We start from the raw sequence: 24,033 nt of genomic DNA, 5'->3' as shown, positions 1-24,033 counted from the left end.
TAAAACCATTTATAGTTTGTTCTTTTATCCACTATTTTACTTTTCCGTAACGATTTCAGCAGAATAACAGTATGAGTTTCGTTTATTCGCATTAATATACAGAATGGAAAATATGTTTACGAAGAGTTATATTTTTTATAAACATTTATCGATGTAGTTGTATTGCAAGTTCTTCTAAAATATTGACAGATAATATGCCGTGTGTTAAATTCAAAATATTTAAATATTAAGGAGATGAGTGACAGATGTCAGTTAATAAGATAGAAGAATATTGGTATATGTACTCTAAAGAAAATGAGTTAAACATGAGTGTTCCAGATGCATGGATGTTTGGAGATGGTTCCAAAGAAATGGGAGATAAATTAGGAAGTTTAGTAGTTAAAGGAATCAAAACAGGAACATGCGCTGCACATTGTGTTTATGAGCTTGAAGGGGAAGAAATTCAAAAAGTTGGTCAGTACGATATTGTATTGGATGGAGACAATAATCCATTAGCAATTATAAAATATACAAAGATCGATTTACTAAAAATGAATGAAGTAACAAGTAATTTTGCAAGATCTGAGGGTGAAGGCGATTTAAGCTATGATTATTGGTATAGTGAGCACGTTAAATTTTTCACTTGGGAATTAAGTCGGTATGGACTTACTTTTACTCCAGACTTAATGCTCGTTTGTCAAACGTTTAAAGTAATGGATGTTTATAAAAATTAAACATGGATGAAAATCAAACATGTTTATTTTATATTATGTTTTTAAGCATTTCGTCATGTAAAAAAACAAAATCCCCTTCAGGAAAGCTGCTAAGCTAGCGTAAGGTGCTAAATTCCCTCAAAGTATCTCAAAAGCTGGATAATCATTTAATATTTCTGTACTCTCCAACTTACAACAAAACACATCGCAAAATATTTTTACGATGTGTTTTAAAAGGGAAATCATCATCAAGTTTTTCACCCATATTTTTATAAGGAGTTTTACCATTGAGGATAAACGCCTTCATTTCAAAACAGTTCTTTTCATTTGTATACGATATGTCTCACACATATAGTATACAAATTATTACACTTACTTTTCTTCACCGCTTGCTTGCATGGAATTAAAAGTCCAATTTAATTTCAACGCATCTCCTTGAAATACATTTTGTTCTTCACCGTTATCTACGAATGTAAACATTACATAAAATGTATCATCATCACCTGGAGCAAGTCCATTTCCTTCTCGATCTACAATACCGTTCTTTACAAGATTAGGAATATTTCCATTTTGCATAGCTACCTTTAATTCAGATAATGTAGTAGACCAAATTGGAACCTCATTTTTATCCAAGTTCCACAAGAAATCAACACGGATATGATCACCAAAATCAGCATTTCCATTATCCCCTTTCGCATCGATTACACTGTAATCTGTCAGGAGTTTCACATCTCCTATTGCTAAGGTTCCTTTGTTTACTAATTGAAAACCACGTTCCATTTCATCACCTGGTTTCAGATTGTCGACATTAATAACAACTTCTGGATTCACACTCAAATCTAAAGTACCCGCTGCAAACGTGTTTTGTGATACTTCCTTATCACTAAAATATGCATATGTTCCCCCGCCAATTAAGGATAAGCCAAGCATTACAGTTACAACACCCATACCAAGTTTTTTCTTCATACCCATTTCACAAGTCCCCCTATTGTTAAAGTTTAAACTACAAACCTTATTTCCATCCCACAAACAACAATAATAATTAAGCAACTTCCTTGTCCCATAATGAAAGCAAACTTACTTTAAACTAGTTACTTCATGTACCCAAACGACTATGACTCTTAAAATGACCGGTAATGTTACCGTAAATCATTTCCGGTCATTTGTTAACCAATCCATTTCATTTAATATCCATTGTCTGATGCCTTTATTTACTCTAGAAGTTTGTCCACTTATTTTTTTGGTTCTAAACCGATAGAGCGTAAAATTTTCTCTAACGTCACTGGCCCTACATTTTCTTTCGGTTTCTCGTTTCCTTTAGCATCTGGGCCCTTTTTCAAGAAGTTTTTCTCAATTAAACGAACATCCGTTTCACCTACAACACCATCTTGATTTATATCTCCATCTTTTACAGATACTTTTCCTTTTCCATACGATAAAGCTGCTATTCTAGCATCTTGAATATCTACCATTTTATCGCCGTTTACATCACCTGCAAGGTTATCATCCATGTCAGCTCTAAAGTTTTGTCCCACTAATTCTCCATCCTGCATTTTCCCTATTTTTGTTGTTAATTTACTATTTAAATGACCTGGCATTTCTACGAAAATATCATATTCTTTATCGCTTACTGGAACACTATGAATTTCAAATTGTCCGTTATCACCAATCGTTCCTGTATATTTCTTTCCATCCTTTCCAACTGCGTACACTTTTGCTCCTAGTTTTGTATAGTCTTTCTTACCTAAATACCCCTCTTCATTCAAGAAAGCTTCCGGGCCAATATATCCTGTAACCGTTGAATGTTTCGAAACAATAGCAAAAGATTTATCTTTAAACGCAGGAATCTCAATGCCTTCTGATGCACCAACTTTTGTATAAGAGAACTTATCTACTCCAAATGCAGTCAAATCATTAAAGTATTCATCGTTCGTCATCTCGAATGTAACATCTAAAAATGGTTTATCTCCATCTAATCCTTTAAATTCTTTTCCTTCCAATGATGCGCCAACTTTCACCTTGTTTTCCCAAGCTCCTGCTTCACTTATCTTCGGATCTTCTAATTTAAGGTTCAATCCATGTTGTTCTACATATTCCGTAAGTGCTGGATTTGGTTTCACATCTGTAAATTTAAATAGCTGCTTGTAATAAGGAATTTCAAATGTACCTGACATAAGCTGTTTTACATTATTAAGATTCAAAGTTAATGTAATTTTCTCTCCTAATTTGATTTTATCTTTGTCATAACTTGGAACAGCGTATTCTGTCCCTTCTTTTACAAATACGTAATCTTTATATCCAGTTGCCATATTCCCTGCAGTTGCAAGATCATATCCAAATAATTTTAAATTTAACGGCTCATTTATTTCCTCTGGAAGTACTCCAAATTTAAAATCACCGTTTGCTTGAATTGTATTCAACCATCCCGATGGGAAGGCTGAGTTTTGATAATATACAATTTGATTCGCTTTTTGATCATATTGCAAGCCTTTTGCCTTTAATGCATCTACTGTAGAATCATAAATATTACCATGCACCCATAATGCACGCTGGCCGTCTTCTTCTTTAAACATAGAATCATTGACTTCGTGTATACCAGGTTGTACATCCTTAAATTTCATTTCAGGTATTACATTATCAATGATAATGCTATCGCCTTTTGTATAAGATTTTCCTTCTTTATCATATCCAACGAAGTTCAATTCGTAATCTCCATCAGGCAACATAACAGGTTTATCCGCAATTGGATGAGCTGGATTTCCTGTGAATGGAAGTACATACCCTCCCATACCAGAAAACATCATATATTCAACATTCGGTGTTAGACTACTTGCATTAAGTGTACCAACGACTCCTAATGCCTTCCCTGTCGTTCGGTCCTTCACAATTGCATCAATGGTTTCGAGAGGACTATTTAATTTAAATGACAACGGCGAACTTGGTCTTTCCATAAATGGATGGAATTTAGAAGCATCTGTTGCCATTGCATCTCTCAGTAAATCTACAGACGCAATCCCTTTTTCTGTGAATTTAACTGCAAATGGTACTTGATATACTTCTTTTTCATTGTTTTTATTTGAAATATGAATATAGCCCTCATATCTACCAAATTCAGCGTTTTCTGGAATGGTAATTTCAGGGTTAATTTCCTCTGATGCACCAGGAGCTACTTTAATAGAATCTGGTACGTTTAGCTTCACACCATTCTTCGCTGCATCTTGCACACCTACACTTGTAGGTGAAAATTTCACCTCTAATTTAAACTCTTTCCCATCTGTTTTACTGCTGTTCTTAATTAAAACTTTTCGACTATCTTTAATAGGCCCATTTTCAATTTGATTTTTATACCCAAATGCAATAGAACCTGTTTTTTCTTCAATTTCTACTTCTTCATCACCTACAACGTTTGATGTTTTATCAACAACCTCGATAGATGTATCTGCATGAACTGCACGATATGCATCAATTCGTCCTGAGCCCACCTCAAATACAGAACGCTCTTCCTTTAAATCAACTGCGGTATTCATGAGTGCTTCTTTTACTTCAAATGGACTATAGTTTGGATGTTCTTGTAAAATAAGTGCCGCTACCCCTGCAGTATGAGGAGTTGCCATAGAGGTACCTGACATACTTCCATACGCTACCGGATAATTATCTCCATCTTTTGGATCATTAATATATTCAGGAACAGTTGAGAAAATAGACACACCTGGTGCTACAATATCTGGCTTAATATCATCTGTCTTAGTTGCAGGACCGCGGGAGCTAAAATCAGCTAAGTGATCTCCCTCTATTTTTATATTACTTAGTTCTCCAAACGCTAACGACACATCTCCTTGTACAGCTTTTACTTGTAATTTCTCACCATCTACTTTTGTTAAGCGGAACGATGGAATAGACGAAGTACTTTCCCCAAGATAACTTGTAATTTCACCATCTACATTGTTATATACGATTACCGCTTTTGCGCCTGCTTCCTTAGCATGCTTAATTTTTTCATCAAATGTAATCTCACCGCGTTGGATAAGAGCTAATTTTCCTTTTACATCTTTTCCTGTAAAATCATTTGATTTTCCAAGCCCTGCATATACAACTGATACGGATTGACCTTTCAAATCTTCAATCTTATCAGTAAAGCTTTTTCCAAGTAGCATCATCTTATCCACATGTAAATCACCTGCATCGATAGAAAACGTTGGGATCGTCATTGCAGCATCACTGGCTCCAACTGTAATTGGAAGTGCCGCTGCACTAGGTGATCCAATGGTACCTTCTTCCGGACCACTGTTACCTGCTGCTACTACTGTAACAACACCAGCTAACATCGTATTGTTCACTGCGACAGAAGTAGGATATAAAGGATCATTAATAGACGCTCCTAGTGATAAATTGATAACATCCATATCGTCTTTCACCGCTTTATCAATCGCAGCAAGAATACCGCTTGTTTGTCCACTTCCATATGGACCTAATACGCGATATGAATATAAATCTACATCTGGAGCAACACCCTTCACTGCATAATCCACACTATTCTGTTTGTCTGCAGCAATTGTCCCAGCTACATGCGTACCATGGGATGTATAATATGCACTCCCCTCATAAATCTCAGGATATCCTCCAGAATTTTGCCAATCCTTATACGTTGTCTCCATTGGATCAGCATCATTATTAACAAAGTCCCATCCTTTTATGGAGTTCGGATCTATTTTACTTGGATCTTCACCTTGTTTTGCACGATATCCTTTATATGCATCTTTCAAATCCGGGTGGTTGTAATCAATACCTGTGTCCAGTACACCTACCTTAATTCCTTTCCCTGTTATTTTTTCATCATGCAGCTTGTCCACACCAATTTGCGGTACACTATCCGCCATTTTCGGTTCAACAGCAGTCTTAGTTGTTTCTTTCGGCAAATCAATTTTAACCTCATGATCTTCCCATACGCGCTTAACGATACCGGTACGAACTAAGTCTTCGATCATATTTGCTGGTAAAGAAATCGCTACACCATTAAAAGCATTCTTATATTCTCTTGTTATTTTTGCAGATTTTACATTTGTTCCTTTCTCTTTATTCTTTTGAAGCTGCTCAAGCTCTGCTTTAAATCCTTTATGTGATGCCTCTACCTTTTGTTCCGCATTTGAAAGAGCTACTTTTTTCCCTTTAGCCGCTTGTTTTAATACCTCTATTTTGCTAGGCGCTTGCTTAAATTCTATAATCACATTCACATTATTAGGACTTGTTGTATTGATACCTGGCGAAATAACAAAACCTGGTTTTGTATCTAACGTTTTTAAGGCATTACGTTGTTCCTTTGTAAGACCTTTTAAGATAGCATTTGCATCATCAATTCCAGTTAAAGTAGATGTATTTACCTCTTCCGCTAATACGTTATATGGAATTCCTTGAGACAATAACATTCCAGCTGTTAACGTTCCAATAAGAATCTTTCCAAATTTCCCTCGTTTCATATTACATCTCCCCATTATTAATATTATTTTTTGAAACAAATTGATTCTTAAATTCCCATGTAGCATTGGAAACTCTATTAATCTTAATCTTTTGTATCATGAAAGACTTCCAACACTACTACCATCCCCATACCTTACATAGCTAACCACTCACTTTACTCTTTCTATAAGAGCCCTCCGTCATTTATTTCCAACAAAAGATTTTCACAAAATGAATTATTAACAAGATTAAAATGTAATTCTATTTTTATTATTCCACATTTTGATTATTCTGAAAATTAAACAAAAGGAGTATCTTTTCTCTAAGGATTCTATGCCTACATAGTACAAAAGAACTACCTTGTCCTTTATTCTTTGTAATACAGAATAAAGCGACACGATAGTTCTTTGATAGATTTCTTATTTAATCTAGCGGAACTAATTGATTTCGGACTGCATAAATCACTGCTTGCGATCGACTTTTCACATTTAGCTTTTTAAAAATTTTATTGATGTGAATTTTAACTGTTTTATCACTAATATATAAAACTTCAGCAATTTCTTTATTACTAAGTCCTTTTACTAGTTCAAAGAGAATTTCCTTTTCACGTTCCGTCAGTTCATTTTCATTTGATTCTACTTTCATTTTTTGCTGATGATATGTAATTAATTTTTTAGTCATACGCGGATGAATGACTGAATCGCCTCGATATAACATTCGAATTGCTGCTACTACCTGATCTGATGATGAATCCTTCAATAAATAACCATCAGCACCGGCCTGGAGTGCATCCATTAAATACTCGTCATGTTCATACATTGTAAACACAAGTACACGGCAACTCGGATATTTTTTTTTCACTAACTCTGTAGCTTCAATCCCATTTTTCCCTGGAAGATTAATATCCATCAAAATACAATCTGGTCGGCATTCTTCTACTTTTCCCAATACTCCATCTCCAGAGCTAGCTTCTCCAACCACTTTTATATCAGATTCATCCTCTAGTATGCTCCGAATTGCATCCCGTAAAAAAGCATGATCATCTACTACTAATATTTTAATCATTTTACGCACCCCTTGTTTGTGAATCTGGAATTAACAGTGTAATTTCTGTCCCTTTTCCTACAGAACTATCAATCTGTAAAGTAGCCCCTAATTGGTCAGCTTGTTCATTCATATGTAATATACCATAATGTGGCTCATTCTTCGTTTTAACCATAGACTCAAATAGTGAAAAGCCAACTCCATTATCCTTAACTCTTAAAAGCACGTGCTCCCTTTGATAACTGATTAAAACATCAGCCTTTTTTGCTTGCGCATGTTTTACAATGTTTTGCAAACTCTCTTGTAATGTATCAAAAATAACCCTTTCTTTTGAAAAACTAAGCGCACGTGCATGACCCCTTTCATGATATGTAATATCTAGTTCATATTCTTGTTTTAAAGATTTTATTTTACTTGCTATCGCCTGCTTAAGGCCTAGTTGTTGCGTCGGATATGGCTTTAAAGCATAAATAGAGTAGCGAACTTCTCCTAGGCTTCCTCTTAAATCTTTTATGCTTTTCTCTACTACCTGCTGCATATCAATTGGTTTATCACGGTATTTTTTCCGAGCGGATTCTAATTGGAATATCACCCCGGCTAATGTTTGCGCAATACCATCGTGAATTTCACGGGCGATTCTATTCCTTTCTTCTAAGATCATTCTTTTTTCCTGTTCAGAAATCAATAACCTTGTTTTAACTACGTTAGCTAATTGGTTAGAAAATGTAGCTAACGACTGTACATCTTCCGGAAAGAAACCCGCATTTCTACTTTTCCCTGCAACAAACATTCCGACTAGTTCATCATTTACTATAAGAGGAAAATATACAAGTGAGCGTATAACACTATCAAATATTTCATCTTCAGGAGCAGTACCAATTTTCCAATCATTAAATACAAGATTTTTAGAAAGTCCCTCAAACGCCTCTAACTTTTCTGAATCATCAGATATATCAGAACGGACTTTCCCATCTTTTAATAGAATATTCCAGTTACCATCATCTTTTGTCCATATTACATATGCTTGTATGCCAAAAAAACCTTTAAGTGCTTGTTTAATATGTTTCAAGTTTCCTCCGGTTAATCCTCGACTAATTTCGGTCGTAATAAGAAATAACTCATATAATCGTTCCTTTTCCATCCTTATCCGTACAGAAAAAGAACTAATTACTGAAGTTGCTACAAGTGGAAAAAAGAAAAACAGTACTGTAATTTCGTTTACTTCCACACTATATGTACTAATTAGTACATGCATCAGTGCCGCATAAGAGAAACCAAAAGTTTCGCAAAGAAATACCGTAATAGTTTTTTTATACCATTGATAAATTGAATATGGCTGCGGAAGAAGTATCATTAACAAATCATAAAAGCGATTGTTGAAAAAACAAAAAAACACGCAAAATAATAACAAAGATATTAAATTCTCATACAGAACTGACATACCTATCTTATTAATTATTAAGGACATACATTTGTCTGAAAACCATTTGGCAAAGATCAAACTAAGTGCATGTTGAGTACTATTAAATAACATTCTTTGTATCGGTGAACGACGATGCAGGTGAATAATTAGCGTGACAAGTACAATAGCAACAATAGTTATATGGATTCCAAACTGCCAACTCATAGCGTAAATTATCGGAAAGGTAAGCGAACTAGTTCCTCTCCAAAATCTTACAGGAAAATACTCTGCAATCCCCATAAAAAGTAACAACAATATTAGTATTGTTAGATGAGAAGGGATTTTAATTTCAAGTAAAGATATAGTTATAGTAACCAAACCAAGAAAAGAAATAAAATAAAGATAAAAACTAGCAATCTTTTCTCTCATAAAGATAGAATTTACATCTTTCAAAACAACCCCTTCTTTCCTTATAAAAACTTCATTTTCTCTATTATCCAACAAAAAACCGGCACTGGCAAAATGGAAGGACATCCACTAGCCAATCACCGGCTGTGTACTACACCTAAAAAGGCAAGACACAATACTAGTATATATCAGTTTGTGAAGTTTACCCATTAGTCAAATGGTGTAATTGTACATACTTTTAGACTTAGGTCTACTAATACAAAAGATGTATACGCAATTTAAATTTTGATTCACTAAAAAAATTCTAAGAAAAATAGGAAGGCAATCGTAGTAAATACTTATCTATATTAATTTCATCTAAATCTTTAGGTTATGTATGTGTCAAATACTCCCCATCTAATATTTGCAAATAACCTATGAGATAATCTCCTTATATACTACATATGAAGTTTATCACTTAATATTTATTGAAGAAAAGACGATGCATACAATATTCAAATCTAATTAACATATCATTTGATTATCGGTAGCGAGATTAAAGAGACTCCCTACTCTCAGGAAAGAACCTCCAATTCATATTATTCCCCCTATTTCTATGTTTCTTATTTGATTCTAATTAACTAACTGATTAGGGTTATTGCAAATCAAAATAATAAAACCGCATCTCCAATTATTAGATAAATATCTAATCCATTGGAAATGCGGTTCACTTAGGTCATTGATGTTTCAGCTATTCTCTTTATTTGAAAATTACATCTACCATACTAATTTAATATTATATTCCTGAAGCCAACTATTAACTTGAAGTAAATAATCTATTATACCTCGTGCATCATTACCTGAAATTACTTCGTCTTTTCCTTCTGCAATAGCACGAACTCTTTCTACATTAATCAATGGCAAAATAGGTGATTCAGGATTGTTCAACACATGTAACATCCAATCACTAATACCTTGTACATAAGAGGCATCCTTTGTGCTTGGATATGCACTTTTTTTGCGATAACGCACATCTTCTGGAAGTACATTTTCAAAAGCTCGACGTAAAATACCTTTTTCAATATTGTCTATGCTTTTCATTTCGAATGGGACATTCCATAAGTATTCTACAAGCCGGTAATCGCAAAATGGAACTCGTACTTCAAAGCCATTCATCATACTTGTGCGATCTTTTCGTTCTAGCATAAATGGCAAGAAACGTGTAATAAACATGTAAGACATTTGACGTTGCTTCATTTGCAGATCACTTTCACCTTCTAAAAAAGGAACCTCAGCAACCGCATCTTCAAATTTTTGTTTTTGATATTTTTCAGGGCTAATCTTCGCTTTAAAATCCTCTGATAGAATTTCTGTGCTATACCATAAATTAACACTCCAAGGGAATATCTCTGCATCTAGAAACTTCTCTTGATGGAACCATGGATATCCTGAGAATACTTCATCTGCGGATTCGCCTGAAAGTGCAACTGTTGCGTCTTTTTTCATTTCCTTAAATAGCAAATAAAGAGACGTTTCCAGTTCTCCAACTCCAGGTAGATCACGCGCTCGCATTGGAGTTAATAAATACTCTATTAAACTATCTGATCCTAACTCTATAGAATGATGCTTTGTTCCTACATATTCAGCCACACGTTTCACCCAAGGTTCATCACGATCAAAACGAAGGAAGTCTTGCTCAAAGTCTTTTTCATCATTGATGAAATTCAGGGAATATGTATGAAGGCGTTCCCCTTTATTCCCAAATTCATTTCCTGCTAAACCTGTTAAACCACTGGAATCTAAACCTCCGGAAAGCATAGATACCACTGGTTTATCAGCAATTAACTGCCGTTTAACCGTATCTTGTAAAATGGAGCGGATTGTCTCGACTGTTGTATCAATATCATCTACATGTTTTTTACTTTCAAGTTTCCAATACTGTGTCGTAGTCGAGCCATTAGAGGTAAACGTCATATAATGGCCAGCACGCACTTCATGTATATCCTTGAAAATAGCATGACCAGGAGTACGTGTTGGTCCAAGGCAGAATATTTCAGAAAGTCCTTCTTTATCTACCTCTGCATCTACAAGTGGATGTGAAAGTAAAACTTTTAACTCTGAACCAAAGAGAACTGCACTTCCCCTTTGAGCAAAAAATAAAGGCTTCACACCTAGATGATCACGACCAAGCATCAATTTTCCAAATCTTTCATCCCAAATACCAAAAGCAAAAATCCCATTTAAGTGTTGAACACAATCTTCTTGCCATTCTAAGTAAGCGTGTAGTAATACCTCTGTATCCGACTTGGTCTGAAATTCATGACCTTTCTCCTCAAGTTCTTTACGTAATTCTTGATAGTTATAAATTTCTCCATTGAACGTAAGGCCAATCGTATTATTTCCATCTTTATACAGCATAGGTTGAAGGCCACCTTCAGGATCAATGACGATGAGACGTCGATGACCTAATGCCGCTCGTTTTGAAAACCAATGCCCCTCTGCGTCAGGTCCTCGGTGAATGATAGCATCTGTCATTTTTTTTAACGTTTCTTGTTCATTAGACAGGTCTTTAGACCAGTCTATCCACCCTGCAATTCCACACATAGTGTCTACCTTCTCTCAAATAGTATAGAAACCGACTAAAATCAAATATCAGTCGGTTTTCCGTAAAAAAATCCGACTAAAAACATCTTTTAGTCATGTTTATATAATAAAATGAATTGAATAAAAAATCAAATAATTCACTCAAGAAAGAAATCACCGTCCCCTTTCACTTGAATTCTCATCGTCCGATTAAAAAATTATTACCTTAAACTTTCATTTTCATCCTAAGTGATACAGTTGCATTCTATTATAGTTATATACTAGAAATAAGAATGGTGTATGTTATTCTATAAGAAGCAAATAGAGGACTTTCTATTAGGATTTACAAAATTAGAAATGAACTAATACAGAATGTAAAGACAGAAAACTTCGCTAAATATTTCAAGGATAGGGTGTAGACAATGATCAAATTAGAAAAAGAAAATAAAAAAATGAAAATCATTCAATCTGCCACAATACTGTTCTCTACGCGTGGTGTCCGTAACACAACGGTTGATGAAATTGCAAAGACAGCTAAAGTTGGTAAAGGTACTATTTATTATTACTATACAGATAAAACTGAAATATTATGCGACTGCTATATGCGTCATATTCAGCTTAAACGCTCACAATTATTTAATTTATATAAAGAAGAAAAAGATGTTTTACTTCGAATACAAAAAATTCTTCATTATATCAGCCTAGAATATCATCAAGATCCATTTGTTTCTACACTCTTTCAAGAATATAAAGAGTACCATTCACCTGAAATTACAACTTGTTTTAAACAATCTGAAGAAGAAGCAATTAACATGATAAGTAATTTACTTGAAAAAGGTTATCAGCAAGGAGCTTTGCATAAGGTCCCATTACCGCTTACAGCTTTTATGTTAGTACGAATGATTTTTAACTACGAACAGGATTATATAAAAGATGATAAAAGTGATACAGAATTTCTGCAGTTGCTAAAACATATGCTTCTTAAAAACTAGTTTTAACCACATACAAAAAATAAGTGCGGTGCAATTATATGAAGAAGAACGTGAATAATGGCGGTTTTTTATGAGTTCTTTTCACTCTAGACAAACATACGAAATATCCAACGCTTATGTAGAAATGAATGAAAAAATCATATAAATTTTTCTAAAATTAGAAAGCCTATACTTAAATCTACAATAAAATAGCCCAGTAAAAAGAGCGTGTTTCATCTATCTAAACACGCTCTTACAAATATTTAAACCCTATATGATTTGCTTATTCCATTCTGATTTTCTTTTAACTAATACATCTCTTTATATACGATTATCATGCCAGAAGTTTATTGGAAAATGATTATTCTCATCATAAGCTTCAAATTCATACCCTTTTTCTTTTAATCCTTTTATTATTGCTGGAACTGCTGCGACAGATTGTGGATGAATATCGTGCATTAAAACAATTTCCTTTGAAGACGTCGCACCTGCTAAGACATTTTGAACAATTTTTGCGGCCGCTACATCCACAGGTAATTTATTGTATTTCCAATCTAAAGAATCAATTGTCCAATCCCATACTTTCAAATCATTTCCGACCACTTCATTTCGAAGTGATTCATTTAAGCCAGGCATTGATCCATATGGTGGACGTGTTAATTTCGGTGTGTTTCCAATAACATTTCTAATTAAAGATTGATCTTCTTTCATTTCCTTAACATATTCCTGATTGGTGTACAGCTTTTTAAAATCATGTGTCATACTATGCATGCCCACATAATGGTTTTCTACATGCTCTCGTTTCACTAAATCTGGGAACCTTTTCACGTTATTGCCAATTAAAAAGAATGTTGCTTTCACATCATTTTTCTTTAATACATCTAATAGATTAGCTGTATATTTTCCTGGTCCATCATCAAAAGTTAAATATACAACTTTTCTTTCTTTACCATCAAAACGATTAGGTATCGATTTTTTCAATTCATTTTTAGGTAGACTGCTCACTTGTTGAACACTATTTGCCTCTTCCGCATTTACCAGCTTAGGATTCGTAATAGATTGAAACATGTAATACCCTATTGCTACTAATGTAATAGCCAACAATACACTTATAATTCTCTTTTTCTTAAGCTTAATTTTCATATTATAATCTTCTTTCTATCAAATCATTCCACTTTATTTCGTTTAGTTTTATTATCCTATTAGCTTATTAAGTTTTTTAACTTAACCAATCACAATTTTGGACTAATCATTTTAATAATCTATATAGGTGAAAATTAGTGCCCTGCACTAGCGTTCATGGCATTTCCTATAATAGTTAGAACTACTGGAAATAATACTGGTCCTAAGGTAAGGACAATGTTTAAAAGTATAATAAAACTATATAGTAAGCTGTAATTTTTACTATTACGGTTTTCGAATACTAGGATGACTAATGTTATTATAGTAATTAAATGTAATAATAAAATTATCAACCAATAATACATCATTATAGTAAGATTCCACTTTCCTAATAGTTGGTATGTTACCCCTATTATTATCCCTAATATAGTAGCATTAAAGGAAATAAACAAAGTTCTTTTTAGTATTTTAGGAAATGTTTTGTGATCCACAGTTTTATTATATAAACCTATTAAAATGCCCAAAGATAGATATGCCAGTAATAACCCTACCCAATTCCAGATCCAATCTTGATCCCCCATTAAATTAAACAAAAGCGAAAGGATCCCTCCTACTGCAAGAATCGAGGAGATCATAATACTATTTAAAGCTGATTTCATACTATTTTCACTTCCTTAAAAATTTTACAATACAGCATTGAAGTCTACTCTTAAGTTGTCCTTTACTTATTAGAATCCTTTTCATTAAAAATCTTGTATAGAAATCCCGTCATATAATACGGTCATCATACCTATTAGTATATACGGAAAATGGTAGGCCCAGCAAAAATTACATGTCCATGATCCCATACCATAATTTTTAAACTTAACGAAGCTCCACCAAATCCTACTCCACATGGTAGATATACAAATAGGGGATGCGATCCATCAACTTTTATTTGTATATCAATTATTCAGACGAGTAGCAGCTACTGCATAACCTTAAAATAAATGCTTTGATTTTTCATCGTCAATCAAATAGCACATTTGATTCTTATTAACTTGTATTCTTCCTTCTTCTACTGCTTTACTATAGCCCGCTGTATATTCAAAAATAGTAGCCCCTTTGTTTCTAAGTAAATCTTTTTCCCACTTTTTCGCAGCTGCTGCCATATGTACATACGATATTTTAAAATTAATCATAATTTATTATAATTAAGTATATATTAACAATATATTAAGTATAAGTAAATAAAATTAATAATAATTTAATTTTATTTACTTATTTAAAGGGGATTACATATATGAACGATATTAATGTTGGTCACAAAATTATGACATTTAGAAAAGGTGCCGGATTAACCAGTAAGCTTTTAGCGGAGTTAGCTGATATAACACCTTCCATGTTAAGTCAGATTGAAAAAGGAATTACAAACCCTTCATTACAAACACTAAAATTAATTTCTGTAGGATTAAATATTCCATTGTTTAATTTTTTCTTAGAGGATACCAATACAGAAGAACTAGTTGTACGAGCTAACCAAAGGAAAAAAATAACTTTTCCTGAAAGCGGCAATGTTTCGTATGAGCTATTATCTCCTAATTTAGATGGAGCACTAGAATTGGCTTTAATGAATCTGTTACCTCAAACTGCTTCATCTATGGAGCCTGTGGCACATAAAGGGGAAGAAATAGCATTTATTATGGAAGGACAAGTGAAACTATATCTAAATGATGAGGTTTTACTTCTCAATACAGGTGATAGTGTTAAAATCCCACCTTATGCAAAGCATAAATGGGAAAACAACTCTTCAAACAAAGTCACTGTTATATTTGGAGTAACTCCACCATCTTTTTAATTTCAAATACTAGCGAAGAAAAGTTAGAGACAATAATTCTCTAACTTTTCTTGTATACATAACTTTATTTTAAGAAAGTAAAAAACTTATCTCTCAATTATATGCGATTATAATCTAAACGATTAAAAGTAGTGAAATAGATCTTTTTAATTACATACTTAATTTACTTTTTAATGTCCAGTATTTTTCTCCATTCGCTTCAAAAGAGAATTCTACCCATCCATTTGGATCTTCACGATAAATAAAGATGGTTGTTCCAGGAGTTACTGTACCAACTTTATTCTCCTCGACAGCTACATCTGGTCTACTTTTAATTTTTAAATTAAATGGATAAGGTACCTGATAGTAAGTAGCTGATGATACAACATTTGAGCTTGAATTGTCTGCATACATTTTATATGGAATTTCATTAGATAACGCGTCGACATCTAATGTTTCAGGATTCTTTGGTAATTTTTTTGCATATGTATAGTCTTCTACACGAAACGGTTTAATACGTTCCATAATGCCTGCAATTTTCTTAGCCCAGCCTTTATCTGATGCATATTTCACGTTCATGCCAGTTAATGTTGGCCCGTTATAATACATACCACTTTCTTCCAAATATCTTTCTCGTACATAATTAGCATTATAAGCAATGCTATCGCCGTAGCTTGGTAAATATTTCGCATATTTAAACGGATCTCCATCATATGCACGTAGACCGAATAGATTATGTTTTTGATATGCGATTTCTGATTTTCCGTATCCAGATTCTAAAATCGCATGCGCTGCTAAATAATGAGCACTCACACCATATTGATTTTGCGCATTGATAAAATCTTGCCCATGGCCAACTAAAGGGCTATCCGAATGATATTTCGCAATAAAACTATCAATCTCTTGAGCTGTAATTTTCGAAGCCACTGTTAAATTTAAATCTTCATATGAGGTAGCAGTAATAATCTCTTTTTCATCGTTTAAATTTTGTTGTAACATATCTGTTTTTGCAGTAAGTTGAGCAGCTTCAGCACGTGTTATAAATCTATTTGGTTGCCAACCGTTCTCGGTACCATTAGAGATTTTTAAATCTATTAAAATATTGGCGTATTTTTCTCCCCAATGCCCTTTTAAATCTACAAATCTAACCTGCTCGTTATGATTTGCTGTGCTTTGTAGTTTATATGCATTTACTAGCATCGTAGCCATAGCAGCGCGAGTTACTTTTCCAGATGGATTGAAGATTCCATTACCTTCACCCTTAACAATACCAGCTCTTTCAGCAGCAGCAATATAAGGAGTAGCCCAGTGATTTTGTGAATCAGTAAAAGATGGTTTTGCATTAGGATCAATTTGTATCCCTAAAACTTTTGTCATAATTTTTGTAGCCGAAGCTCTGTCCAATGAGTCATTTGAACCAAAAGTTCCATCTGGATAACCATTCAATACCTGTTTATCAACTAAATAATTAACAGATTTATCGGCCCATACAGGAACATCAGGGAATGTATGAGTATCTGCTAAAATATTAGAAGAATAGGATAATATAGATCCTGCAAGGATACCTGTTGCAATTAATTTGTGCTTCATTAAAATAAACACCTCTACCATTGTATTTATCAAATTGGGATTTTCTATTTTTATATTTACATGTTTGTAATAATAATAAAATCGTATTATCACACATTCAATTTGATGTAACGAGTATAGTTACTTATATACACAAGTGTCAATGAGTACCTTTTACAATAATGTATAATATTTACATTATTGTAAATTTACATGATCTTATAATTATCTTATAATTGACTTAGGTATAAATTTTGTAAAGGACTTTTTGATAGATTACTTATTAGCTTACCTGAAGAAATCTCTTTAGTTGTTAATTTGCCAACTTTTCTTGTTTACTATTAATCAATTAAAAAAAGAATTTTTTTATTTAAGAGCTACTTTAAAATCTTAAGTTGATGGATGTGTGAACGTACCGCTACTAAAATTCTTGCTTTTAAATCATTATTAATGTATTATATTTACATAGAAATATAATGATTATAGTATATAAAAAGGAATCAAATCTATAAGTAAGATTTAAATCCTTTTCCAAGTCAAAAAGACTTTGCCAAAATCTAATATAATTTATGCTTGTCTTTTTAATATGTATCTAGTAAAAACATATTTTTTATCAATGGAATTCTGTTTTCAATATAAATTGAAACTTTTAAATAGATGTTTATTTAGTTTCAATAATAGAAATTAGTGTTCTAAACAAGGAATTATACAAAGTGATCTGAAAAACCTGAGAGATATTGTATGTAGTTTGCTCATCTCCAGGTACTACAATAAAAGAGCCTTACCTCTCTAGGCAAGACTCTACTAGTTTAGTTGTATAATATTTACATGATAACTAAGAAACAGAAAACATATAACACCAAATAACAGCCCCCTATTACTCCTCCTACAGCTAATACCTGTTTAACCCAACTCTTAAATTTTTGATTACTGTAAATCGCTTGCACTCTTTACATATTTCCTCCTATTAAGGAGAACTCTTAAAGACTCTCACCTCGCTATAGTACCATTAAAAAATGAATAATAGAGATCCAATGTATAAATATGCAATATTGCATACGAAAATGTATTGTTATTATTATAAGCGGTTACTATGATGAGGTTATAAAGATTTATCACATCTTAATACGAAAAAGAGGAGAGAATAATATGGAAATCGCAATGGCAGTTTTAAAATTTATAGGTGGAGCAATCCCATTAATTCAAGAACTTCTAAAAGCATTTATGTAAATTCACTATTTAGCAATTATTTATAAAAATTATTATACAAATAATCTGTATATCAAAAATAAATTGGCTTACATATCATTTGCGTGATCAAGGTCCCTTTAACATGACTAAGGGGACTTTTTAAAATTTTCAAATAATAAATGTTACGTCACATCACCATCAAGTTAGCAAAATAAAATGAAACTTTAACTTGATGGTGATGGGAGTAACAGTTGTGATTTAGAGATAAGATCAGATTATACAAAGTTTTGCACGTCAGCGATACCGGAAATAAAGTTCGCCTTTAGTAGCAAGGATCCCCATTAAAGATAGCCAACTTGCCTATTTAAGAATAGGAGTGTCAATTTAAATGATGCGTTCCTAGGCACTACTCTTCTTCTAAAATAGCGTAATAATATTCATCCCACCATTCATTCCCATGTGGTATACACTTCCTGAAATAGCCTTCTCTTCTCATTCCAATCTTCTCCATTACTCGATAAGATGGGGTATTTTGTGGCTGACATGTAGCTATAATCCTATGTAATTTCATTTCCTTAAAGCCATATTTCAAAGTAGCTTTTGCTGCTTCAGAAGCATGTCCTTTATTGAAATATTTAGGATTGAACACCCAACCAATCTCATATGTATGCTCACCAAAATATTTATGAAAGACTATATGGCCAATCAGAATATCTTTATCAATTAATACTACAGGAAAGTTCTTAGCGTTTTCACCAATGTTTTCATTCACAAAGTTTCTTGTATTTTCTTCAGTAAAGACCCCTTCAGGTATGTATTTCATAACATTGATATCTGATGTATACTCATGAACAGCTTGCCAATCTTTGAACTCAAATTTTCGTATTAATAATCTTTCTGTTTTTATAAACATTTACTTTTCCCCCTCAAAAAATTGCAACTATATTTAAACTCCACTTTCAAGGTGAAAATACGGGCCAAACAAACTATCTTACAGCTTGAATTTAGAAACTTTAGGGGTAATGCTTTGACAAATATATTATATAACAAATATTAACATCCACGGGATTTGTTTTTGAAAATTATGCGAACTAAGAAAGAAAGTAGTTTTTTCTTAGATATTATTGTTAATAACTGATGGTATCATTATATTTCATTCTGCAACTTATTTAGAAAAGCTATGTACATTTCGAAGAAGTTCTTCAATAAGTTTTGTTTTTTCATTTACCTTTGTGGCATATGTGAAATCACCATAACAATATGGATACCTAAAATTATTTTTATTTTCACCACAAGTATACATCGCTGGATTTTGATCAACTTTCATCTTAGAAAATTTTTTGGCCGAATCCTCCGAGTGTTGTTTAACTTCTTGACTAGCAATAAAATCAATATACCCTGGCCCCATATTATAACTTTGAATAATTGTATCTATGCTAACATCTTTGTCCGTTCCATATTTGTACATTTTAGCAAAGTGCTTTACCCCTTGTTTAATGCTCAAGCTTGTCTCTTGAATTTCATTTGGCTTTAATCCAAGTGATTCGGATGACTGCATAGGGTCGTTTCCCTCACCTCTACTCTCTTGATACATAATTCCTAATAAAATTGGTGTTTTCTCTCCTAAATTATATTTTTCTAATTCTTTTTTTAAGGTAGACTCATATTGCAATACACGTTTTTCGGTGGCTTGCGCTTTATTTTGTTGAATATTGGTTTTATGATTAAAATATAGCATTCCAAGTATTGTTCCTAAGCCTAAAATACTAATAAGGAACGCTTTTATAATTTGATTTTTACTTGTATCCTTCATATATTCCTCCTCGTATAAGAAATTCAATTTTTCAAAGGTAATTGGTTATATACAAACTATGTAATGAACACCTATCTCCCGCCCTTTTTAGACTCATACATCAATACTTTAAGGTTTCAAGTTTAATATAAAAATTTAAAGATAAGGTAAAGATAAGATAAAGATAAGATAAAATAAAATAAAAGGTATTTTTAGCGTACTTTAAAAGATATTGCTACAAACGGATATATGGCACAACTTGTTGATATGAATGGATTTAGTGATAATTGAAAGGTTATTGTACAAGTTATTAATTATGGAGATATTATTCCAGAAGATTTAACCTATCTTTTCAATATGCTTTATATAAAAACTACAACATAACATATAATAAAAAACGGCGGACCCTCAACCTAGAAGAATCCACCATCACAAATAAATGATTATTTCACACCTAGTTTTTCTTTTGCTTTCTTCGGGAGCTCGTCTTCCTGCACTTCCTCCCAAGCTGTTACACCTTTTTATCTGAATAATATACACGTAGGAATGCTTCTTTACGAAGATTCTTTTGTGCAATAAATTCTAACTCTTTTTCTTTACCTTCCTTATCAAAACCCGATAATGTATATTCATACTCCTTTCGCGTCACTTTACCATCCATAGATTTTGAAACTCCTCCTTTTCCATCCATGGCAATTTAAACGTAATATTCACCTTTACCAATACAATTGATATCACACCCAACTAAAACACTTGCAAATACAACTTCCTTATTTTTTACGTACCTGTGTATTTTTATCTTTTTACTCACTTTTATTTTTCTTTCTTAACTAACTTATTTAAGATAATCTCATATAAATTAATTAACGAATTAATGCTATTTGCGACATAAAAAAAGAGAGACGTCTGCCCCCTAATGATTAGGCCTACGCTACCTTCTTTCTTCACCTTCCCATAGAATTTGTTAACATTATCATCCTTCTCCTAACTAAGATCTTTTACTTTTACTAATTTCATATGAGAAATTCCCTTCAAATGTATACACCAAGAATGAGATTTGATAGAAGATACTTGTCTTCATTTTGACTTTTCCAAAATACGAATAATATACCATTCGTTAATAGTCTGATTCGACTTTCCTTATTGAAACTGGAATATTTAGTAAAATGAATTAAACACGCAAATAACTTGATATTGTATCTCATGATTTTTAAGAATGATTCTGTTTTTCATTGTAGTAGTAAAGTTGTTTATCTCATATTGAATTACCTTTCATTTTTCTTACAAGCTCGCAATGTTTTTGAAAATACAGTTTATAAAGCCGAGAATTATTATTTTTTGAGAGATAGCATTGAAGAGTTTTTCATATGCACTGTACTATACGGTACTAGATTCCCGTACAGATTTCATTTACAATTCATTGTATTTTCTCTACCGTTCACCAAGTTAAAATGGAATAAATTACCTTTTCATTATAAGGGCCCCGATATAACAATGGAACGTGTGCAAGGCCTAACTTTTTACACCATGCAACTGTTGCATCCCACGATAAACATTCATTTTTCTCATTCCATATTGAAAAGACATAAAAATAGGACGTCAGTGCTATATAGTGAATACTATGACAAGCATACACATTTTCACCACATATCCGCCAGCCTTCTGGAATTCTATACCCCATATTAGTGATATGGCTATAAAAGTATAAAAACTATTAACAAAGCATCTTAATGTTTATGAAATGCTTTGTTAATAGTTTCTCTTCTCCCTAATCTCCTGCGAGACTATATTTTTTTATTGAAATTTTCCATATCTTATTTGATTTATTTATTCTGTAACACCAGATTGGGTTACTTTTACATCAGCTGTTACACGAAAACGTAAATGTTTATAGGATTCTTCCCATTCTTGACTGTTCCATTTTCTTACGTGAGTTCTACCAAGCTTTCTAAGTCCTATAGGATCTGTGTCTTTTTTAATAAATCTCTTTATCAATGTAGTTGCTTTTTTTTCTATTTCTTTTTCCATAATTTTTTCTATTTTTTTTATTTCTTTAGGATTATCTAGATTTTTTGTTTTTGTAAATTCTTGAATTTCAGCTTTAACTTGAATATGAGCATTTACGAATGGATGCTTACTATTCCCCTCCATCTTATATTTTGTTCTAGCTTTTATATTCTCTATCGTGGCATAAGTGTTTGAAGAACCAGGTAGTTTGAATTGGTATGTACCTTGTTTAAAATTATCTGTCAACAATTTAAATACAAATAAATCTTTAGGGTTCACTTTATCAACCATTTTACATCTTTTAAAAAGTGCTATTCCATTTAACTCCAACACATTCCCTTTTTTAGATATCATCGGTAAATAGGAATCTCTCGCATCATCATCAAGTTGATTTAAAAACATAAAAAAGTTTGTTTTTGGTTGCGTTCCATTGTTCATATTTTGCTCCAGTAAAGAGGATAGATAAGAAGCAATTTCTTTTTCTTTAGAATAGTTCCCCTTTAATAGTGATTCCCCTTTTACATTTGTAATTGCTAAATAAATTGCATTTCCTACACTAGGATTTCGGTTCAAAGTCTCTAAAATTTCCTGCATTCCCTTTTCAATTATTTTTTCATTAAATATAATAACACGCAATTGACCCAACTCTAGAGGTCCAGAAGATTTTTCGGATGCTCTTGCAAGAACTTCTCTACCAGTCTGGCCTGATGCTGAATAGATTTTTGTTTCACCTTCCCCGCCTCCTTTATAAGCTGAAATCGCAAAGGTTCCTTTTAGCTTACCTTCTGCTTCAGTATCATATGCCGCAACTTGAACTAAATCAATGTCATCCACAATTTTTGTTTTAGCACAACCTATCAAGAAGACACCCAATATAAGGAAAAGTATCCAGCGCTTCATATTTATCTCCTTAACTTTATTTTGGCCGTTTGAATTAGCCATAGTACAGGTAGGTATACATATATATATACAAAGCCAATTTGACCTGTCCAAGTATTTAATAAGTTAATTTTATTACGGTTATTCAAGAAAAATGACAAAATAAAGATGAATAGGATGATAACTGGCAAAACATATTTTTGCTTTATTCCCAGTGCCTCTTTTATACCACGACTTACTCCCCATAATGTAAAGGAAACATTCGGTAATATAAAAAAAGCCCAAACAGAAACAATAATGTATTCAAACCGCTCTATAAAGGGAAATTGTATAATTTTAATCATGCTTAAATATGCCCATATCGCGTTCGCAAGTTGCTTTTCACTAAAAAACGCAAGAGTTAAAATCATAAGGTATGTGTAGACAATAGTCGTTACTAAATTTGCATAGTGCGCATATTTTTGAGACGTTCTTGCCTTTTTAATAAATGGATAGTACAACAATAACATTTCAAATCCAAAAAAACTAAACATATTTCCTTTCATTCCTTTCATAATTTCTAGGAATGAATGCTGTGCAATTGGAAATAAATTCTGGAAATCTGCATACTGCAAAGGATAAAAAAATGTGAAGATTAGAATGCTTGGGATAACGATTCCAAAGAAGCCGATTCCGGCAACTACACGAAATCCTCCAGTCACAATGTAATAACATAGACCCAAAAACGCCCCCGCTATAACCCAAGATGAAATTGAAGGAAACATCCAAACATGTACTACTTCGATATAAGTATGTAGTGTTGTTGCACCTAACAATACAATATAGGATAAAAAAATGAAGTTGAGCAATCCACCAATCCATTTTCCAAGTACGTTTTGATTGATTGCAATGATGTCTCCATTGCCCTGATTTAAAATCTGATATATGATCCAAATCATAAGATTAACAGATATTCCAAAAAGTAGCGTGCTAATCCACGCATCATTTCCAACTAATTTTGCACTAATCCTTTCAAAACCAAGCATACCAACTCCCATCTGTATAGTAATAATTAAAAAAAATACCATATATGGAGAGACTTGATACTCAATTGGGATCTGTTTCATAATGCTCCTCCCTGTTAA

17 protein-coding genes and 2 pseudogenes are annotated in these 24,033 nt (G+C 32.8%); 4 read left to right on the top strand and 15 right to left on the bottom strand.

Annotation, left to right across the window (positions count from 1 at the left end; translation table 11 throughout):
• The first annotated feature begins 245 nt into the window (after positions 1-245).
• A complete protein-coding gene (locus OXT04_RS21560; RefSeq protein ID WP_090976630.1) occupies positions 246-713 on the top strand; it encodes an ASCH domain-containing protein in 468 nt (155 codons plus the stop codon).
• Between the two features lie 351 nt (positions 714-1,064).
• Here the strand turns inward: OXT04_RS21560 and OXT04_RS21555 are convergent, their stop codons facing one another.
• The 5 genes from OXT04_RS21555 to asnB form a co-directional block, all read right to left on the bottom strand.
• The gene (locus OXT04_RS21555; RefSeq protein WP_267417485.1) at positions 1,065-1,664 is read right to left on the bottom strand and encodes a TasA family protein; all 600 of its coding nucleotides are present in this window, start codon (positions 1,662-1,664) and stop codon (positions 1,065-1,067) included.
• Between the two features lie 260 nt (positions 1,665-1,924).
• Entirely contained in the window at positions 1,925-6,166 is a 4,242-nt protein-coding gene (locus tag OXT04_RS21550) for a S8 family serine peptidase (protein ID WP_267417483.1), read from the bottom strand.
• 403 nt (positions 6,167-6,569) lie between these two features.
• Positions 6,570-7,211, bottom strand: a complete 642-nt coding sequence (locus tag OXT04_RS21545; RefSeq protein WP_000590664.1) for a response regulator — start codon at positions 7,209-7,211, stop codon at positions 6,570-6,572.
• Between the two features lies 1 nt (position 7,212).
• On the bottom strand, positions 7,213-9,045 hold the full coding sequence (locus OXT04_RS21540) for a GAF domain-containing sensor histidine kinase (RefSeq protein WP_090976624.1): 1,833 nt from the start codon (positions 9,043-9,045) through the stop codon (positions 7,213-7,215).
• 711 nt (positions 9,046-9,756) lie between these two features.
• The gene (gene asnB, locus OXT04_RS21535) at positions 9,757-11,583 is read right to left on the bottom strand and encodes an asparagine synthase (glutamine-hydrolyzing) (RefSeq protein ID WP_267417478.1); all 1,827 of its coding nucleotides are present in this window, start codon (positions 11,581-11,583) and stop codon (positions 9,757-9,759) included.
• Between the two features lie 401 nt (positions 11,584-11,984).
• On the opposite strand from asnB, the gene OXT04_RS21530 reads away from it, so the two are divergent.
• Positions 11,985-12,554: a TetR/AcrR family transcriptional regulator gene (locus OXT04_RS21530; protein ID WP_000593069.1), complete on the top strand. Its 570-nt coding sequence runs from the start codon at positions 11,985-11,987 to the stop codon at positions 12,552-12,554.
• Between the two features lie 300 nt (positions 12,555-12,854).
• Here OXT04_RS21530 and OXT04_RS21525 read toward each other — a convergent pair whose 3' ends face one another.
• The 3 genes from OXT04_RS21525 to OXT04_RS21515 form a co-directional block, all read right to left on the bottom strand.
• On the bottom strand, positions 12,855-13,676 hold the full coding sequence (locus OXT04_RS21525) for a peptidoglycan-N-acetylglucosamine deacetylase (RefSeq protein ID WP_098236450.1): 822 nt from the start codon (positions 13,674-13,676) through the stop codon (positions 12,855-12,857).
• Positions 13,677-13,810: 134 nt separating this feature from the next.
• On the bottom strand, positions 13,811-14,314 hold the full coding sequence (locus tag OXT04_RS21520; protein ID WP_000833547.1) for a DUF3902 family protein: 504 nt from the start codon (positions 14,312-14,314) through the stop codon (positions 13,811-13,813).
• 321 nt (positions 14,315-14,635) lie between these two features.
• Complete coding sequence (locus OXT04_RS21515) at positions 14,636-14,806, bottom strand: serine dehydratase (protein ID WP_306802062.1); 171 nt, start codon at positions 14,804-14,806, stop codon at positions 14,636-14,638.
• 131 nt (positions 14,807-14,937) lie between these two features.
• Between OXT04_RS21515 and OXT04_RS21510 the strand changes: the two genes are divergently transcribed.
• Positions 14,938-15,492 (top strand): helix-turn-helix domain-containing protein, encoded by a 555-nt coding sequence (locus OXT04_RS21510; protein WP_267417458.1) that lies wholly within the window; start codon positions 14,938-14,940, stop codon positions 15,490-15,492.
• A gap of 150 nt (positions 15,493-15,642) precedes the next feature.
• Here the strand turns inward: OXT04_RS21510 and OXT04_RS21505 are convergent, their stop codons facing one another.
• A complete protein-coding gene (locus OXT04_RS21505) occupies positions 15,643-17,061 on the bottom strand; it encodes an S-layer homology domain-containing protein (RefSeq protein ID WP_098842273.1) in 1,419 nt (472 codons plus the stop codon).
• A 1,023-nt stretch (positions 17,062-18,084) separates the two neighbouring features.
• Here OXT04_RS21505 and OXT04_RS21500 point away from each other — a divergent pair.
• Positions 18,085-18,270, top strand: coding sequence for a hypothetical protein (locus OXT04_RS21500; protein WP_002094014.1), 186 nt, complete (start codon positions 18,085-18,087; stop codon positions 18,268-18,270).
• Between the two features lie 367 nt (positions 18,271-18,637).
• On the opposite strand, the gene OXT04_RS21495 is transcribed toward OXT04_RS21500, so the two are convergent.
• The 6 genes and pseudogenes from OXT04_RS21495 to OXT04_RS21465 form a co-directional block, all read right to left on the bottom strand.
• On the bottom strand, positions 18,638-19,144 hold the full coding sequence (locus tag OXT04_RS21495) for a GNAT family N-acetyltransferase (RefSeq protein ID WP_267417449.1): 507 nt from the start codon (positions 19,142-19,144) through the stop codon (positions 18,638-18,640).
• Positions 19,145-19,396: 252 nt separating this feature from the next.
• On the bottom strand, positions 19,397-20,044 hold the full coding sequence (locus OXT04_RS21490) for a lysozyme family protein (protein ID WP_016512821.1): 648 nt from the start codon (positions 20,042-20,044) through the stop codon (positions 19,397-19,399).
• 422 nt (positions 20,045-20,466) lie between these two features.
• A pseudogene (locus OXT04_RS21480) lies at positions 20,467-20,714 on the bottom strand (YxeA family protein).
• A gap of 762 nt (positions 20,715-21,476) precedes the next feature.
• Positions 21,477-21,707, bottom strand: a pseudogene (locus OXT04_RS21475) (RNA ligase family protein); the annotation flags it as partial.
• A 143-nt stretch (positions 21,708-21,850) separates the two neighbouring features.
• The gene (locus tag OXT04_RS21470; protein ID WP_098675310.1) at positions 21,851-22,930 is read right to left on the bottom strand and encodes a Ger(x)C family spore germination protein; all 1,080 of its coding nucleotides are present in this window, start codon (positions 22,928-22,930) and stop codon (positions 21,851-21,853) included.
• A gap of 2 nt (positions 22,931-22,932) precedes the next feature.
• The gene (locus OXT04_RS21465) at positions 22,933-24,015 is read right to left on the bottom strand and encodes a GerAB/ArcD/ProY family transporter (RefSeq protein ID WP_000809705.1); all 1,083 of its coding nucleotides are present in this window, start codon (positions 24,013-24,015) and stop codon (positions 22,933-22,935) included.
• Positions 24,016-24,033 lie beyond the last annotated feature (18 nt).

It is taken from the genome of Bacillus sp. GC_Bacil_1 (genome assembly GCF_026540675.1).
GTDB classification, from domain to species: Bacteria; Bacillota; Bacilli; order Bacillales; family Bacillaceae_G; genus Bacillus_A; species Bacillus_A cereus.
This window is presented reverse-complemented; position numbering and strand designations above follow the sequence as displayed.